This window comes from Rahnella woolbedingensis, from assembly GCF_003602095.1.
GTDB lineage: Bacteria > Pseudomonadota > Gammaproteobacteria > Enterobacterales > Enterobacteriaceae > Rahnella > Rahnella woolbedingensis.
On record NZ_RAHH01000001.1, the window covers coordinates 1 to 17,868 of the forward strand.

Sequence of the window (17,868 nt, forward strand, 5' to 3'; positions counted from 1 at the left end):
CTTGCTATCAGGCAATACTTATGAGTAAATGCGTGCAGCCTGTGTTGCAGCGCTATTTATGTATGAGAGTAGAGTAAAGCAGTTCCTCCCAGACGTTATCTCTTTCCCGATGATTCCGCTTCCAAGACGAACCTTCTAAGTCCTCCCCATAAGTAATTGTCTGAACTATTGGCCAAAATTGCCGAATGGCAGGATTTTATATTTCGTAATAAGGTTTTAAAGATGTCTAAGAAAAATGGTCAGGTTAAGTGGTTCAATGAAAGCAAAGGTTTTGGTTTTATTGAGCAAGCTGATGGCGGTAAAGATGTATTCGTACATTTTTCTGCAATCGCAACTGATGGCTTCAAAACTCTGGCTGAAGGCCAGCGTGTAGAATACACCATTCAGGACAGCCCGCGCGGTCCGGCTGCTGCCAACGTTATCGCTCTCTGATAAGAGACTGGCGTGGTGATATAAAATAACGTGAATCGTGATTTATATCAGCAGAATAAAGCCCGCCCTATGGCGGGTTTTTAGTGAGAAGAAGTCTGTTAATTTTTAAGTTTTAAACAGCAAAAAGTAAAAATAATCGTTAAATAATTCGCTCATTAGAGGTTTTTTATAAAAAAATAACTTAGAAATGGGCAAACGCATCCGAACAATAATAAAAAAGTGTGTTCATGGATGCCCAAAAGAAAGGATAGAAATTATGATGTTAAAAATGGGTTTAGTTAAATGGTACAACCAGGCTAAAGGCTATGGTTTTATTTGCCCGCTTGATGGTACTTCTGAAATTTACGTTCAGCGTACGGCCATCGCCAATACCAAAAATAAATCACTCAGCGCAGGTCAGAAGGTAGAGTTTACAACCTATCGCAGCGTGGCACACGGCCCTTCAGCGGCAGATGTGATTGCATTCTGAGTCTGATTTAGTCGTTCACCGTTGAGCTGAATTTTACGCTCCGGAAAAAATATGCTATCGGTATCCACAGTTTATTCGCTGCCATGGATACCGATATGTCTCACCCGGTTATATCTCTCGCTTCAGCCCGCACCCTGCATTTATCTGCGCAAAATCTCTTAAAACCCCTGACCAGAAAACCGTCTGCGGCCGATGTTGTAGAGGCTATCCGTGACATGGGATTGCTGCAAATCGACACCATCAGCGTGGTGGCCCGCAGCCCTTATCTGGTTCTGTTCAGTCGCCTGGGTAGCTATTCTCCGCAATGGCTGGAAGCAGCCCTCGCCAGCGGAAAAATCTTTGAGTACTGGGCGCATGAAGCCTGCTTTATTCCCCGCGAAGATTATGGACTGCTGCGACACCGGATGCTGGATCCACAGGGAATGGGCTGGAAGTTTTCCCAGGCCTGGTTTGATGAGCATGAATCAGATATTCAGGCGCTGCTGGGGCATATTGCAGAGAACGGTCCTGTGCGTTCGGCCGATTTCACCGCAGATAAAAAATCTGCCAGTGGCTGGTGGGACTGGAAACCGCATAAAAAACATCTGGAAACGTTGTTCACCTCGGGAAAACTGATGGTGTCTGAGCGCCGCAATTTCCACCGGGTATACGACCTGGCCGAACGGGTTATGCCAGGCTGGGATGATGCCAGCCAGACTCTTAATCAAGATGCGGCACAATTCCAGATGCTGCGACGCTCGGCGCAGTATCTCGGCATTTTCAAACCGGAATGGCTGGCTGACTATTACCGCCTCAGGCGCGTGAATACCCAAGCTGTTATTGAACAATTACTGGCAGATGAGGAAATCACACCGGTCGAAGTCACAGGGCTTGAAGGTGTTTTTTACGTTCATCAGCAACAGTTTTCTTTGTTGCAACAAGCGACAGAATCAAAAATAAGGTCAACCGTCACCACGCTGCTTTCACCTTTTGATCCGGTAGTGTGGGACCGCAAACGCGCGTCGGTGCTGTTTAATTTTGAATACCGGATTGAGTGTTATACGCCGCAGGCAAAACGCCAGTACGGGTATTTCACGCTTCCGGTATTACAGCGTGGTGAACTGATTGGCCGTGTCGATGCCAAAATGCATCGCAAAGAAAAAATCCTGGAAGTGAAAAGTTTGCATCTTGAACCACAGGTCGCAATGACGACGCGTCGCGCGCAGGATATTCACGGTGCGATTACGCGGTTTGCTCAGTGGCAGGGCGCTGAAAACGTATTGACGGGAAATGTGCCTGAAACACTTATGGTGTTGTGGGGGACTGACTGGCAGGTCTGATGCTGTAAATAACGTTCTGTAAGTGGGATCCCGCAAAATGAAACGGCTGCGTCAGGCAGCCGTTATTTCACGATGATTGCAGGTGTGACTTCAGTATTAGTGACTGAAGTTAGCGAACATTGCGATAATTTTGTTAATGATTTTCATTTTAGTGCTCTTCTGTGGGGTTGATAGTGTGACCTACATCACAAAAAAATTGTACTCCCACTCAATCTTCAACGCAATCACTCCCTGATGAAATTTTTCATTCACATTGAATTAACCTTTTAGGGGTAGGCGCGGGCGAACTGAGGATTAACGGGTGACAGGCGTTATGCTATCCTCTGGGACCGCTGTCTTGTGTTTTCCAATGTTTTTTTGCGTTACACCTTGCTGAAAACGCGGTGTATTCGCCTCCGGGAGGAACTTATGGATCATCGTTTACTTGAAATCGTTGCATGCCCTGTCTGCAACGGGAAGCTCTACTTTAATAAAGAATCACAGGAACTGGTGTGTAAGGCAGACAGCCTGGCTTATCCGGTTCGCGACGGTATCCCGGTATTATTAGAAAATGAAGCCCGTCCGCTTTCTGTTGATGAGACGCATCCATGAGTTTTATTGCGATTATTCCGGCCCGGTTTGGGTCAAGCCGTTTACCCGGCAAGCCGCTGGCAGATATCAACGGCAAACCGATGGTTGTGCATGTGATGGAACGCGCCCTTGAGTCCGGGGCGAAAAGAGTGATTGTGGCAACCGATCATCCTGATGTGGCAAAAGCTGTCGAAGCAGCCGGTGGCGAAGTCTGCCTCACTCGTCCTGATCATGAGTCCGGTACTGAGCGTCTGGCTGAAGTGATTGAGTTATGCCAGTTTGCTGATGACGAAATTATCGTGAACGTGCAGGGTGATGAGCCGCTGATCCCGCCGGTGATCATTCGTCAGGTGGCAGACAATCTGGCAAAAAGCGAAGCCGGTATGGCGACGTTGGCCGTGCCTATTGAAACGGCGGAAGAAGCGTTCAACCCGAATGCTGTAAAAGTCGTTCGTGATGCACGGGGTTATGCGCTGTATTTCTCACGGGCAACTATTCCGTGGGAACGTGAGCGTTTTGCCGTCTCGAAAGAGACCGTAGGGGATACTTTCCTCCGCCACATCGGCATTTATGCCTATCGCGCAGGGTTTATCCGCCAGTATGTTAAATGGGAACCGAGCCAGCTTGAGCACATCGAACTGCTCGAACAGCTGCGGGTACTGTGGTACGGTGAAAAAATCCACGTTGATGTCGCGAAAGCTATTCCGTCCGTGGGTGTGGATACGGCAGAAGATTTAGAACGCGTGCGCGCAATCCTGAGCCCTAAATAAAGATCCTGATCCATTCGTAATAAGACGGAGTGTCCCGACATTCCGTTTCTTCTTTTAGACTTTCCCGGCGTTTTGCGCGACATCTTCCTTTTTCTGCCTTCATTATCCGGTTTTTGTTTGATCTGAAACGGGGTAATCCGCCACCGAAGCTTTCATCATAAACGTTAACTTTTTCGTCACTGCGAACACGTTATGGAACAGCTAAAAGCCGAATTGAGCATCGTGTTGGGCGAGCGTTTGTCCCGACTGGAATGTGTGAGTGAGCAGCCTTATGCCCATCTGTTTTCCCTCTATGATGAGCAGGGTTACGCCATGCCTTTGCTGGCGAAAAGTTTTATTTGTCAGGGTATCGCCGGACAGGAAGCCTATAAATTATCAATGCTGGCGAAAGAGGGCGTGGTACGCGTTCCGACAGTCTATGGCATGGTCACCACGCATCAGAAACCTTATCAGGAAATCCTGCTAATCGAGCGGCTGCGTGGTGTTTCAGCGGAAGCCCCGACGCGTACGCCGGAACGGTGGAAAATATTACAGGAGCAAATTGTCGAAGCGATGCTGGCCTGGCACCGCATCGACAGTCATGGCTGCGTCGGTTCCGTCGACAGCACACAGGAAAACAGCTGGCAGAACTGGTATCCGCAAAGAGTGGAAGTGCTGTGGGCGACCTTGTCGAATTTACAGGCGCCGGAACTGACGCCCGAAGACCGCACGCTGCTTTTTCGTTCCCGTAAATGCATTGCGGCGCTGTTTGAAGATTTTGACGATACGCCGGTGCTGGTTCACGGCAATCTGTCGCTGCGAAGTATGTTAAAAGATCCGCGCAGCGATCAACTGCTGGCGATGCTCAATCCGGGGCCAGTACTGTGGGCACCACGTGAGTTTGATTTATTCCGCCTGTGGGAAAGGGGGATGAGCGAGGAGTTGCTGTTCTGCTATCTGCAAAAAGCGCCGGTTTCGGAAAGCTTCCTTGCCCGCCGATGGATGTATCTGGTGTGGGAGTGCGTTGCTCACATGATCCACACGGGTAAACTCGATCGCCGCCAGTTTGATTTTGCACGGCAACAGTTGCTGCCGTGGCTGAACTGAGCTGGACTTCACTCCTGCGTTGCGGGCGCGGACAGCGTCATCCATTGCCACAAGCGCCCCAGAGTTTCGTACCATGCCCGTTCGCTGTGCGATAAGAACAAGGCCTGTGGCAAGGCTCGTTCCCATGGATTAAGCGGTGAATCGATCGCCAGCTGATTCGCCGGTGCCGGGATCGGATGCAATCCCTGCTGGCGGAAAAACACCATCGCCCGTGGCAAATGATTCGCTGATGTTACCAGTACGAAAGGCTGGTCTGCGATCAGCGCTTTGACTTCCTGCGCTTCCTGATGCGTATCTTTGGGTTTATCGAGCAAGATAATATCGCTTTCCGGCACCCCTAAACTTTGCGCCACCTTACCCGCTACCGCTGCACTGCTGACCGGATTCGTCATCGCCTGTGCGCCGGTAAAAATCATTTTCGAACCCGGATTCGCGCGGTAAATCCGGATACCCTCTGTCACCCGTGGCAGGCTGTTGCTGATGAGATTGGAGCTTGGCGCCCAGTCTGGGTTGTAGGTATAACCCCCTCCCAAAACCACCACAAATTTAACGGGCGCATGCGCAGATATCTGATAGGTCGGATACCCGTATTCAATGGGGCGCAGAAGACTGTCCGCGACCGGCTGCACACTTAGCAGCAGTAACAGCAGCCAACTCAGTAAAAAAAACACTTTTCCGGTTTTTTGCCAGCGGGTCATCCACAGTAATACCAGTGCAACCGCCATGATGACCAGAATAAAGGGCAGCGGTAATAACAGGCCACCGAAGGTCTTTTTTAGGATAAATAACATCTGAAACCGGTCCTTTTGGGTGAAAAAACGACATCCGGGCATGAATCCGCGTCAGGATGATTTATTCTATGCCAGCCTGTGCCAAAATAGCAGGTCGCGCAGATAAACCCTTTAACAGAATGCACCATCAGGAACAGGTATATCTTCATGCAGGATCGTAACTTCGATGATATGGCGGAAAAGTTTTCGCGCAATATCTACGGCACGACTAAGGGACGTATCCGTCAGGCGGTGCTGGGTCAGGATCTGCAGGAATTGCTACACACGTTGCCTCAGCGTCCGTTGCATATTCTTGATGCGGGCGGTGGCGAAGGGCAAATGGCCTGTGAACTTGCCGCTTTAGGACATCAGGTCTTGTTGTGCGATCTTTCCGGTGAGATGATCCGACGCGCCGAGGCGGCTGCGGTGGAAAAAGGTGTGAGCGGGAACATGCAATTTGTACAATGTCCGGCTCAGAACATTGCAGAGCATTTGGAACAGCCGGTTGATCTGATATTGTTCCATGCGGTCATTGAATGGCTGGCAGAACCTCGTCAGGCGCTTGCCGCGCTGGTCGATTGTCTGGCACCGGGTGGCGCATTATCGCTGATGTTTTACAATATCCACGGTCTGGTCATGCGGCATATGATCCTCGGCAATTTCGGTCATGTCGAAGCGGGCGTGCCAAAAATCAAAAAAAGTTCCCTGTTACCCGATCATCCGCTGGAACCTGCGCAGGTTTATCAGTGGCTGGAAGAACTGGGAATGCAGATAAGCGGCAAGACCGGTGTTAGAGTGTTCCACGATTATTTGCGAAACAGACAACAACATAAGCAGGATTTTGACGAGCTTTTGGCACTGGAGCAGCGTTATTGCCGTCAGGAACCTTTTGTTAGTTTGGGACGTTACATCCATGTGATGGCGCACAAACCCATTCTGAAGGACGAATTATGAGTGAATTTTCCCAGACTGTACCCGAACTGGTCGCCTGGGCACGGAAAAATGATTTCTCAATTTCGCTGCCAACGGAGCGGCTGGCTTTTCTTCTGGCGATTGCCACGTTAAACAGCGAGCGCCTTGACGGGGAAATGAGTGAGGGTGAACTGGTTGATGCGTTTCGTCATGTCAGCAAAGGATTTGAGCAGACGAACGAAACCATCACCGTACGTGCCAATAACGCCATCAATGACATGGTGCGTCAGCGCTTGCTCAACCGTTTTGTCAGTGAAATGGCGGACGGTAATGCCATTTATCGCCTGACCCCGCTGGCGATCGGAATTTCAGATTATTACATCCGCCAGCGTGAATTTTCCACGTTGCGGTTGTCTATGCAGTTGTCGATTGTTGCACAGGAACTCAAACGTGCGGCGGATGCGGCCGAAGAGGGCGGCGATGATTTCCACTGGCATCGTAACGTTTACGCGCCCCTGAAATATTCCGTTGCTGAGATTTTTGACAGCATCGACATGACCCAGCGCATCATGGATGAACAGCAGCAGGGTGTGAAAGACGATATCGCCGCACTGCTGAATAAAGACTGGCGCGCGGCCATTTCCAGCTGTGAAATCCTTCTGTCAGAAACCTCCGGCACGCTGCGTGAATTACAAGATACGCTCGAAGCCGCGGGCAACCTGCTACAGGCGCATCTGATGCGCATTCAGGACGCCACGATGGTTGAACTCGACTTGAGTTTCGTCGACAAACTGGTGTTCGATTTACAGAACAAACTCGACCGTATTACCAGCTGGGGTCAGCAGGCCATTGACCTGTGGATTGGCTATGACCGCCACGTGCATAAATTTATCCGTACTGCGATCGACATGGATAAAAACCGGGTGTTCGCGCAACGTCTGCGTCAGTCGGTGCAAAACTACTTTGACCAGCCGTGGACGCTGACCTTTGCCAATGCTGACCGTCTGCTGGATATGCGTGACGAAGAGCTGGCACTGCGCAGCGAAGAAGTGACCGGCGAACTTCCGCCAGATCTCGAGTTTGAAGAATTTAACGAAATCCGCGAACAACTTGCGGCATTGATTGAACAGGCATTACAAGTTTATCAGCAACAAAAAACGCCGCTCAATCTGGGCATGGTAATGCGCGAATACCTTAAACAGTATCCGCGTGCCCGACATTTTGATGTCGCGCGAATTGTGGTCGACCAGGCGGTACGCCTCGGTGTGGCTGAAGCAGATTTTTCAGGGTTGCATGCCGAATGGCAGGCAATCAATGATTACGGAGCCAAGGTGCAGGCCCATGTCATCGACAAATATTGAACACATAATGCCAGCTAAGCTGGCGCAGGCACTGGCGAACTCAGTGTTTCCTGCTCTCGACAGCCAGCTGCGTTCTGGCCGTCACATCGGCATTGACGAACTGGATAACCACGCTTTCCTGATGGACTATCAGGAAGAGATGGAACTGTTTTACAGCCGCTACAGCGTGGAATTAATCCGGGCACCGGAAGGCTTCTTCTATCTGCGTCCGCGTTCCACCACGCTTATCCCGCGCTCCGTGCTTTCTGAGCTGGACATGATGGTTGGGAAAATCCTCTGCTATTTGTATCTCAGCCCGGAACGTCTGGCTCATGAGGGGATTTTTACCCAGCAGGAGCTGTATGACGAATTGCTGAGTCTGGCTGACGAAAGCAAATTGCTGAAATACGTCAACCAGCGCTCAACCGGCTCGGATTTAGATCGCCAGAAGTTGCAGGATAAAGTCCGCACGTCACTGAATCGCCTGCGCCGCCTGGGTATGGTGTATTTCATGGGCGTCGACAGCAGCAAATTCCGTATCACCGAAGCGGTGTTTCGTTTTGGTGCGGATGTCCGCAGCGGCGATGACGCGCGAGAAGCGCAGTTGCGCATGATCCGCGACGGCGAAGCGATGCCAGTCGACAGCGCGTTGTCATTGAATGACGAAACTGAAGACGGCGAACCGCTGGCAGGGCAGCATGGGCATGAGAGCGCAGAGGATGAACAGGAATGATTGAACGCGGTAAATTTCGCTCACTGACGCTGGTTAACTGGAACGGCTTTTTCGCCCGGACATTTGACCTCGATTCACTGGTCACCACGCTTTCCGGCGGTAACGGGGCGGGTAAATCCACCACCATGGCCGCCTTTGTCACGGCGCTGATCCCCGATCTGACGTTGCTGCATTTTCGTAATACTACCGAAGCGGGCGCAACATCTGGCTCACGCGACAAAGGTCTGCACGGTAAATTGCGCGCAGGTGTCTGTTACTCGGTTCTGGATGTCGTCAACTCGCGCCATCAGCGCATCGTTGTGGGTGTTCGTCTGCAACAGGTTGCCGGTCGTGACCGTAAAGTCGACATCAAACCCTTCACCATTCAGGGCTTGCCGGTTGCGGTAAACCCGACAGAAATGCTGACAGAAACGGTTGGCGAGCGTCAGGCCCGCGTGTTGCCTTTGCATGAGCTGAAAGAGCGCGTTGAAGCAATGGAAGGCGTGCAGTTCAAGCAGTTCAACTCGATTACCGATTACCATGCGCTGATGTTCGACCTGGGTGTTATCCCGCGTCGTCTGCGTTCCGCGTCTGATCGCAGTAAATTCTATCGCCTGATTGAAGCCTCACTGTACGGCGGTATCTCCAGCGCCATCACCCGTTCCCTGCGCGACTATCTGTTGCCGGAAAACAGCGGTGTGCGCAAAGCGTTCCAGGATATGGAAGCGGCGCTGCGTGAAAACCGTATGACGCTGGAAGCGATCCGCGTTACACAATCTGATCGTGATCTGTTTAAGCATCTGATTTCTGAAGCGACGTCTTACGTAGCCGCCGACTATATGCGCCATGCCAACGAACGCCGCATTCATCTTGATGGCGCGCTGGTGCTGCGTAACGATTTGCTGACCAGCCGCAAACAGCTTTCCAGCGAGCAATATCGTCATGTCGAAATGGCGCGTGAACTGGCTGAACAAAGTGGTTCGCAAAGTGATCTGGAAACCGATTATCAGGCTGCCAGTGACCATCTGAGTCTGGTTCAGACCGCGATGCGTCAGCAGGAAAAAATCGAGCGTTACGAAGGTGACCTTGAAGAACTGACGTACCGTCTGGAAGAACAGAACGAAGTGGTGGCGGAAGCCAGCGAACAGCACGCAGAGCACGAAGCGCGTGCGGAAGCGGCTGAGCTTGAAGTGGATGAACTGAAAAGTCAGCTGGCCGATTATCAGCAGGCGCTGGATGTTCAGCAAACCCGTGCAATCCAGTACCAGCAAGCCTTACAGGCCATTGAGCGCGCCCGTGACTTGTGTCAGATCCCTGATCTGAGCATTCAGAACAGCGAAGAATGGCTCGAAACATTCCAGAACAAAGAGCAGGAAGCCACTGAAATACTGCTGATGCTGGAACAGAAAATGAGCGTGGCTTCTGCCGCCCATAATCAGTTCGAAAATGCTTATCAGCTGGTGGTGAAAATCGCCGGTGAAGTTAGCCGCAGCGAAGCCTGGCAGACGGCGCGTGAATTATTGCGCGACTGGTCTTCGCAGCAACATCAGGCGGAACGGGTTGAACCGCTGCGTATGCGCTTGTCCGAGCTGGAAGGGCGACTGCGTGAACAGCAGGACGCCGAACGTCAGTTGCAGGAATTCTGTAAACGCACCGGTCAGGATGTGCATCCGGAAGATCTGGACGAAATGCAGCGCGAGCTGGAAGTGCAGATTGAAGAATTGCAGGGCGTGGTGTCGCAGGCCGGTGAACGTCGCATGGAAATGCGTCAGGAGCTGGAACGTGTTCAGTCCCGCATTCGCGAACTGACCGCCCGTGCGCCGGTCTGGCTGGCCGCACAGGAGGCTCTCAGCCAGTTAAGCGAGCAAAGTAAAGAACCGCTGGAAAGCAGCCAGCAGGTTACCGAATACATGCAGCAGTTGCTGGAAACGGAGCGCGAAACCACCGTTGAGCGTGACGAAGTGGCTGCACGCAAACGTCGTATTGAAGGTCAGATCACTCGTCTGAGTCAGCCAAGCGGTGCGGAAGATTCCCGCTTAATCGCTCTGGCAGAACGCTTCGGTGGTGTGTTGTTATCTGAAATTTATGATGACGTGACCATCGACGATGCGCCTTACTTCTCCGCGTTGTATGGCCCGTCACGCCACGCGATTGTTGTGCCGGATTTGTCTCTGATCCGCGATCAGCTCGACAGACTGGATGATTGCCCGGAAGATCTGTATCTGATCGAGGGGGATCCGCAGTCATTCGATGACAACGTGTTTGAAGTCGAAGAAATGCAGGGTGCTGTCCTGGTGAAAACCGGGGATCGCCAGTGGCGTTATTCTCACTTCCCGCAGGTACCGTTGTTTGGCCGTGCGGCGCGTGAAAATCGTCTTGAGACTTTACATAAAGAGCGTGAAAATCTCTCTGAGCGCTACGCGACACTGTCGTTTGACGTGCAGAAAATTCAGCGTGCGCATCAGGCGTTCAGCCGTTTCATCGGCAGCCATCTGGCCGTTGCATTTGATGCCGATCCGGAAGCGGAAATCCGTACCCTGAGCGGTCGTCGTGGCGAACTGGAACGTGCTATCAATGCGCACGAAGGCCAGAATCAGCAACAGCGTCAGCAATACGATCAGGCGAAAGATGCGATCGGTATGCTCAATAAATTGCAGCCGCGCGTGGGTTTGTTGTGCGACGAAACGCTGATTGACCGTGTGGAAGAAATCCGCGAAGAAATGGAAGAGGCGCAGGATTCTGCCCGTTTCATTCAGCAGCACGGTGTTTCACTGGCTAAGCTGGAACCGCTGGTGTCGGTATTGCAAAGCGATCCGGAACAGCACGAACAGCTGAAAGAAGATTACGCGCAGGCGCAGCATTCACAGCGTCTGGCGAAACAGCAGGCATTTGCCCTGACCGAAGTGGTTCAGCGCCGTGCGCACTTCAGCTATACCGATTCTGCCGGCATGCTCAATGAAAACAGCGACCTGAATGACAAACTGCGTCAGCGTCTGGAACATGCGGAAGCAGAACGTACGCGTGCCCGTGAGCAGATGCGTCAGCATCAGACTCAGTTGACTCAGTACAGTCAGGTTCTGGCGTCGCTGAAAAGTTCGTTCGATGCCAAACGCGATATGCTCAAAGAGCTGAGCCAGGAATTGCAGGATATCGGCGTTCAGGCTGATCCGAATGCCGAAGCGCGTGCCAAGACCCGTCGGGATGAGTTGCACGCCGCGCTCAGCAGTAACCGTGCACGTTGCAACCAGCTGGAAAAACAGATCACCTTCTGCGAAGCAGAAATGGATAATCTGCAGAAAAAACTGCGTAAGCTTGAGCGCGATTACCATCAGAGCCGTGAACAGGTGGTGTCCTCGAAAGCGGGCTGGTGTGCGGTCATGCGTCTGGTGAAAGACAACGGCGTTGAGCGTCGTCTGCACCGTCGTGAGCTGGCTTACATGGATGGCGACGAACTGCGTTCGATGTCGGATAAAGCGTTGGGTGCGTTGCGCCTCGCGGTGTCTGATAACGAGCATCTGCGCGACGTGCTGCGTCTTTCTGAGGATCCGAAACGTCCGGAACGTAAAATCCAGTTCTATATCGCCGTGTATCAGCATCTGCGCGAACGTATCCGTCAGGATATTATCCGCACCGACGATCCGGTCGAAGCCATCGAGCAGATGGAAATCGAGCTGGGACGTCTGACTGAAGAGCTGACCGCCCGCGAGCAGCAACTGGCCATCAGCTCGAAAAGTGTGGCGAACATCATCCGTAAAACCATTCAGCGCGAACAGAACCGTATCCGTCAGCTGAACCAGGGGCTGCAGGCTGTGGCGTTTGGTCAGGTGAAAAGTGTGCGTCTGAACGTGAACGTGCGTGAAGCCCATGCGGGCCTGCTGGATGTGCTTTCTGAACAGCAGGAACAGCATCAGGACCTGTTCAGCAGTAACCGCCTGACCTTCTCGGAAGCGCTGGCGAAACTGTATCAGCGTCTGAACCCGCAAATTGATATGGGTCAGCGCACGCCACAAACCATCGGCGAAGAACTGCTGGATTACCGCAACTACCTGGAAATGGAAGTGGAAGTCAACCGTGGTTCAGACGGCTGGCTGCGCGCGGAAAGTGGCGCGCTGTCGACCGGTGAAGCGATCGGTACCGGTATGTCGATTCTGGTGATGGTGGTTCAGAGCTGGGAAGATGAGTCGAGCCGTATGCGTGGCAAAGATATTTCGCCATGCCGCCTGCTGTTCCTTGATGAGGCCGCGCGTCTGGATGCGAAATCCATCGCCACGTTGTTCGAGCTGTGTGACCGTCTGGAAATGCAGCTGATCATCGCTGCGCCGGAAAACATCAGCCCGGAAAAAGGGACGACGTATAAACTGGTGCGTAAAGTATTTGGCAATAATGAGCATGTGCATGTGGTGGGTTTACGCGGTTTTGCCGCAGAACTTCCTGCACTGGCCAATACTGAAGCTGACGTTTCCTGATTATTTTCAAAATACGATCATGCCCCGGCTTATGTCGGGGCTTTTTTTAAACTCATTTCCCGTTGTTTCGTTGTGATTCTTTCTTTTAGACTCTTCCTTCTCGACGCTAATTAATTCATTCATCAGATATTTCTCTGAAAATTTCCTCTTTTATTAATTATAAAATAAAGATTGTCCTAATGACTGGATGAAATCTGAGCTGACGGATCGTCGGTGAGTGGAAAGTGCACAATCAAACCTTTATTTCGGCTTACGGCTGGCTTAGAGTCTTCACGTTACACGCAGACTGTATTTCATTGAGCTACCGCGCAAAAAAAGAATTCTGTTTATATACTTAAGTCAGACGTTGCTGGCTTAATTTTGGAGAATGAATTGGGCAATTTATCGGGAGGCAAAGGAAGATGTTAATGAATCAAAGGTCTCTCAGGTTTTTAGTCGCCAGCTGCTTGCTGGCGAGCGGTCTGTCTCCGTGGTTTGCTGCCTGGGCGGTAGTTCCCACCCTGCCGGTAGGGAAGACCACGCTGTCCAGCGTGCAGAGCATGAGCCAGTTGCAGGCAGAACTCATGCCAAGAGGCATCCGGCCTCTGTATCTGTCATCTCTCTCATCGCTTTATGCGGCTAACCATATGCAGCCGATGTGGAAAGATCGGCAAACAGTACAGATCTTCCAGCAGCAATTAGCTGAACTGGCCATCTCAGGTATTCAGCCGCAGTTTACACAATGGGTAAAATGGCTGACTGATCCTGAAGTGACCGGTATGGCACGCGATGTTGTGCTGTCTGATGCGATGCTGGGATATTTGCAGTTTACCAGCAGCGTGGAGGCCAACGGGGATAAGTGGCTTTACGGTACGACACCTTACAAGATGACGACGCCATCACTGACGGTGATTAACCAGTGGCAGCTGGCGGTGCGACAGGATGACACCGCGCGCTATCTGTCGACGCTGACGCCACAGCATCCTTATTACGTCAAAATGCATGATGCGCTGAAAACGATGCTGGCGGACAATCGTCCGTGGCCCGCAATGCGCGGTTCAGCAAGTCTGCGTCCTGATCAAATCAGTGACGATGTTCCGGCACTGCGAGAGATCCTCACCAGAACCGGCATGATGGTCGCCTCGCCTCAGGAAACCAGCGCTCCGAAGCCGACGGATGAAACTATCGCCCCGAATACACCCGGGAGTGCGGCGAATGATGATTTGTCTGTGGACGAAAGCGCAGATAAAGCTCAGCCAGCGACGCCAGCGGTAAGTCCTTCTGCGACATCGGTTCAGGATGTTCTGCCTTCGGTTCAGTCGACAGAACCCCCCGCACCGGCTGCGCCAGTTGCCGTTTCGAACAACCAGTACACGCCTGACTTAGTGGAAGCGGTGAAACGCTTCCAGAAATGGCAGGGGCTGGAAGCCGATGGCATCATCGGCGGGCGCACGCGTCAGTGGCTGAATGCCTCGCCGCAGTTGCGTGCGACACTGCTGGCGCTGAATATTCAGCGTTTGCGGATCCTGCCCGGGAATGTGAATACCGGAATTATGGTAAACATTCCCAACTATCAGCTCACCTACTATCTCAATGGCAATGAAGTGCTGACATCACGGGTCATTGTCGGACGTCCGAGTCGTAAGACTCCGCTAATGAGCAGTGCGCTTAATAACGTGGTGGTGAATCCTCCATGGAATGTGCCGACAACATTAGTGCGTGAAGATATCGTGCCGAAAGCCATGAACAATCCCGGCTACTTCCAGCAACATGGCTATCAGGTGTTGTCAGGCTGGAGCAATGACGCGGAAGTCATCGATCCTTCCATGATCGACTGGGCAATGGTGTCCCCTAACCACTTCCCGTACCGTATCCGTCAGGCTCCGGGAGTAAGCAACTCGCTTGGCCGCTATAAATTTAATATGCCAAGTTCGGACGCGATTTATCTGCACGACACGCCGAACCATAATCTTTTCAGCAGAGATATTCGCGCGCTGAGTTCAGGTTGCGTGAGGGTGAATAAAGCGTCTGAACTGGCGAATATGTTGTTGCAGGACGCTGGCTGGAATGACACGCGTATCTCTTCTGCATTACAGGGCGGGAACACCACCTACGTCGCAATCCGCCATCATATACCAGTAAAACTGTTTTATCTGACGGCCTGGGTTGCGGATGATGGTAAGCCGCAGTTCCGCACCGATATTTACAATTATGATGCAACAGTGAGATCTGGCGCGCAAATTTTGCCTCAGGCAGAAATTTTGCTTCAATAAATGCAGTAAAACTAATCTGATAAGGGTCAGAGTATTTGGCCATACAACGAGCGTGAGTCCCTGGCACGCTCGTTTTGCGTATCGGGGTCTCTTGACTCGCCGATAGTTGGCAGTTAAGGTTCGAAACGGTGCATCAATCGCACTTATTTTTGACTCTCTTATCGGATAGTAAACTGTTCATGAATGAAATCGACAAACATCGCCGTAAATGGCTGGCACTGGGCAGTGCCGCTATGGGGATTGCATTACTTCCGAGTCGTGCATTTGCCACTCTTTCCACTCCTCGTCCGCGTATTTTAGTCGTTAATAACTTAAATACCGGCGAAACCCTCAAAACTGAGTTTTTTGATGGAAAGCGTTACAACAAGGATGAGTTGGCTCGGTTGAATCATCTGTTCAGAGACTATCGGGCGGAAAAGGTAAAATCTATCGATCCTGCCTTGTTCGACCATCTTTATCGTCTGCAGGTTATGCTCGGTGGCACCAATAAACCTGTTCAGCTGATTTCCGGCTATCGCTCACTGGCAACCAATAACAGTATGCGTGAACCGGGAAGTGGGGTAGCGAAACACAGTTATCACACGCTCGGACAGGCAATGGATTTCCACATTCAGGGAATCGAATTGAGTAATATCCGCAAAGCCGCGTTAAAAATGCGGATGGGTGGTGTAGGATATTATCCACGAAGTAACTTTGTGCACATCGATACCGGGCCTGCACGGACCTGGTGATGTGTGTAATTAATGGCCTGCCAATGTGCAGGCCATTTTGTGGAGCCCTATGAAAATCCATCTTATTACCGTCACGGCTTTCAGCCAGAACTGCTCTCTGATTTGGTGTATGAAGACCAACCAGGCCGCCATTGTCGATCCCGGTGGCGAAGCCGCGCGGATTATTCAGGAAGTGTCTGCCAAAGGTGTTTTGGTCACTCAGATTTTGCTGACGCATGGTCATCTTGATCACGTGGGTGCTGCAGCTGAACTGGCTGCGCATTATCAGGTGCCTGTTATTGGCCCGCAGAAGGAAGATCAATTCCTGCTGGATGCTTTGCCGACACAGAGTCAGATGTTTGGCCTTGACCACTGTGACCCGCTGACGCCAGATACCTGGCTGGAAGAAGGTGACACGGTGAACGTGGGCGAAGAAATCTTATCCGTATTACATTGTCCGGGTCATACACCGGGGCACATTGTTTTCATCAATGATAAAGCGCGTATTGCCGTTTCCGGTGATGTGATTTTCAAAGGCGGCGTCGGGCGTAGTGATTTCCCGCGCGGCGATCATCAGGCGCTGATCCATTCGATCAAAACCAAACTCTTGCCTCTGGGCGATGACATGGTCTTTATACCAGGCCACGGCCCGATGTCAGACTTTGGCTACGAGCGTAAAAACAATCCCTTCCTGCAGGACGAAATGCCTGTCTGGTAAAAGTTGATTACCGGAATACAAAAAGCCCGTCAATTAATCATCTGACGGGCTTTTTTAATGCGACGGCAGCGCTGGTTCTTTACAGCACGGCGACAATCGCTTCACACAGCGGAGCCATGTTTTCCAGCGTAATGCCCGCGACGTTAATACGGCCAGAATTCACCGCGTAAACGCCGAATTCATCACGCAGACGCAGTACCTGATCTTTGGTCAGGCCGCTAAATGAAAACATTCCGTTCTGATTGATAATGAAGCTGAAATCCTGCTGCGCCCCTTTTTCCTGCAGGGTGCTGACAAACAGCTGACGCATACGGTGGATACGCTGGCGCATATCGCTCAGTTCCTGCTCCCACAGCGTGCGCAACGCTTCATTACCCAGAATGGTGGCAACAACCGCTGCGCCGTGTGCTGGCGGGTTAGAGTAGTTTGTACGGATAACTGATTTTATCTGGCTGAATGCGCGATCGGCTGTTTCAGCATCTGCGGCGACTAATGTACAGGCACCGACACGTTCATTGTATAAACCGAAGTTTTTAGAGTAAGAACTGGCGACCAGTAATTCTTTATGGCTGGCGACGAACAGGCGCAGGCCAGCGGCATCTTCTTCCAGACCTTTAGCAAAGCCCTGATAAGCGAAATCAAACAGCGGTAACCAGCCGTTTGCCAGTGATAATTCCGCCAACGTCTCCCATTGTTCCTGCGTCGGGTCGATACCCGTCGGGTTATGGCAGCAACCGTGGAACAACACCACGTCACCGGCTTTCGCTTCGCTCAGGCTTTTCAGCATGTCGTCGAAATCCAGGCTGTGATTTGCTGCGTCGTAATAGTTGTACTCTGCAACTTCCAGACCGGAGGCAGAAAATACACCTTTATGGTTCGGCCAGCTCGGATTGCTGACCCACACGCGCGTAGCGGTGGTTTGATTTGCAATAAAATCTGCTGCAATGCGCAGGGCACCGGTACCGCCCGGAGTTTGTGCCGTGCGGGCGCGTTTGTCTGCAATCACTGCGCTGTCTTTACCGAACAGCAGTTCCTGCGTGCAATGCGCGAAATCAGGCAACCCGTCGATGCTCAGATAGGTTTTCGTGGTTTCATTTTCCAACAGGAATTGTTCGGCTTTTTTCACGCTGGCCAAAACCGGCGTTTTACCCGTTTCATCTTTATAAACACCAATCCCAAGATTGATTTTATTCGAGCGATCATCCGCGCGGAAAAGATCGGTAAGACCCAGAATAGGGTCAGCAGGTGCTGCAGTGATTTTTTCAAACATGTCGGAAAATTCCATAGCCTGATATGACGAAAGAGGGCTTCAGGGTACCGCCAGCGCTACCGTTTGCCAACC

At 51.7% G+C, this 17,868-nt stretch carries 15 protein-coding genes; 13 read left to right on the forward strand and 2 right to left on the reverse strand.

Features of this window, described 5'->3' with window-relative positions; genetic code table 11:
- The first annotated feature begins 222 nt into the window (after window positions 1-222).
- The 6 genes from cspE to D6C13_RS00030 all read left to right on the forward strand — a co-directional run bounded on the left by cspE (window position 223) and on the right by D6C13_RS00030 (window position 4,646).
- The gene (gene cspE, locus D6C13_RS00005; protein ID WP_013574839.1) at window positions 223-432 is read left to right on the forward strand and encodes a transcription antiterminator/RNA stability regulator CspE; all 210 of its coding nucleotides are present in this window, start codon (window positions 223-225) and stop codon (window positions 430-432) included.
- Between the two features lie 256 nt (window positions 433-688).
- Window positions 689-901 carry a cold-shock protein gene (locus tag D6C13_RS00010; RefSeq protein WP_120130813.1) on the forward strand — a complete coding sequence of 71 codons (213 nt, stop codon included), beginning with the start codon at window positions 689-691 and terminating at the stop codon, window positions 899-901.
- A gap of 95 nt (window positions 902-996) precedes the next feature.
- Window positions 997-2,220 (forward strand): winged helix-turn-helix domain-containing protein, encoded by a 1,224-nt coding sequence (locus D6C13_RS00015; protein WP_120130814.1) that lies wholly within the window; start codon window positions 997-999, stop codon window positions 2,218-2,220.
- Between the two features lie 408 nt (window positions 2,221-2,628).
- Window positions 2,629-2,811, forward strand: coding sequence for a Trm112 family protein (locus tag D6C13_RS00020; protein WP_056771818.1), 183 nt, complete (start codon window positions 2,629-2,631; stop codon window positions 2,809-2,811).
- Window positions 2,808-3,560 carry a 3-deoxy-manno-octulosonate cytidylyltransferase gene (kdsB, locus tag D6C13_RS00025; protein WP_120130815.1) on the forward strand — a complete coding sequence of 251 codons (753 nt, stop codon included), beginning with the start codon at window positions 2,808-2,810 and terminating at the stop codon, window positions 3,558-3,560. Before D6C13_RS00020 ends, kdsB begins: the two co-directional genes overlap by 4 nt.
- Window positions 3,561-3,752: 192 nt before the next feature.
- Window positions 3,753-4,646 carry a YcbJ family phosphotransferase gene (locus tag D6C13_RS00030; RefSeq protein WP_120130816.1) on the forward strand — a complete coding sequence of 298 codons (894 nt, stop codon included), beginning with the start codon at window positions 3,753-3,755 and terminating at the stop codon, window positions 4,644-4,646.
- Window positions 4,647-4,654: 8 nt separating this feature from the next.
- Here D6C13_RS00030 and elyC read toward each other — a convergent pair whose 3' ends face one another.
- Window positions 4,655-5,437 carry an envelope biogenesis factor ElyC gene (gene elyC / locus D6C13_RS00035; RefSeq protein ID WP_120130817.1) on the reverse strand — a complete coding sequence of 261 codons (783 nt, stop codon included), beginning with the start codon at window positions 5,435-5,437 and terminating at the stop codon, window positions 4,655-4,657.
- Between the two features lie 147 nt (window positions 5,438-5,584).
- On the opposite strand from elyC, the gene cmoM reads away from it, so the two are divergent.
- From cmoM to D6C13_RS00070, 7 genes are all read left to right on the forward strand, one after another.
- On the forward strand, window positions 5,585-6,370 hold the full coding sequence (cmoM, locus tag D6C13_RS00040; RefSeq protein ID WP_120130818.1) for a tRNA uridine 5-oxyacetic acid(34) methyltransferase CmoM: 786 nt from the start codon (window positions 5,585-5,587) through the stop codon (window positions 6,368-6,370).
- Window positions 6,367-7,689 (forward strand): chromosome partition protein MukF, encoded by a 1,323-nt coding sequence (gene mukF, locus D6C13_RS00045; protein ID WP_112287358.1) that lies wholly within the window; start codon window positions 6,367-6,369, stop codon window positions 7,687-7,689. Before cmoM ends, mukF begins: the two co-directional genes overlap by 4 nt.
- The gene (gene mukE, locus D6C13_RS00050) at window positions 7,670-8,401 is read left to right on the forward strand and encodes a chromosome partition protein MukE (protein ID WP_120130819.1); all 732 of its coding nucleotides are present in this window, start codon (window positions 7,670-7,672) and stop codon (window positions 8,399-8,401) included. Before mukF ends, mukE begins: the two co-directional genes overlap by 20 nt.
- The gene (mukB, locus tag D6C13_RS00055) at window positions 8,398-12,846 is read left to right on the forward strand and encodes a chromosome partition protein MukB (RefSeq protein WP_120130820.1); all 4,449 of its coding nucleotides are present in this window, start codon (window positions 8,398-8,400) and stop codon (window positions 12,844-12,846) included. Before mukE ends, mukB begins: the two co-directional genes overlap by 4 nt.
- A 401-nt stretch (window positions 12,847-13,247) precedes the next feature.
- On the forward strand, window positions 13,248-15,098 hold the full coding sequence (ldtD, locus tag D6C13_RS00060) for a L,D-transpeptidase (RefSeq protein WP_120130821.1): 1,851 nt from the start codon (window positions 13,248-13,250) through the stop codon (window positions 15,096-15,098).
- A gap of 179 nt (window positions 15,099-15,277) precedes the next feature.
- Complete coding sequence (mepK, locus tag D6C13_RS00065) at window positions 15,278-15,829, forward strand: peptidoglycan L,D-endopeptidase MepK (protein WP_056769288.1); 552 nt, start codon at window positions 15,278-15,280, stop codon at window positions 15,827-15,829.
- 49 nt (window positions 15,830-15,878) lie between these two features.
- On the forward strand, window positions 15,879-16,526 hold the full coding sequence (locus D6C13_RS00070; protein WP_120130822.1) for an MBL fold metallo-hydrolase: 648 nt from the start codon (window positions 15,879-15,881) through the stop codon (window positions 16,524-16,526).
- A gap of 79 nt (window positions 16,527-16,605) precedes the next feature.
- Here the strand turns inward: D6C13_RS00070 and D6C13_RS00075 are convergent, their stop codons facing one another.
- Entirely contained in the window at window positions 16,606-17,796 is a 1,191-nt protein-coding gene (locus tag D6C13_RS00075; RefSeq protein WP_120130823.1) for an amino acid aminotransferase, read from the reverse strand.
- Window positions 17,797-17,868: the final 72 nt, after the last annotated feature.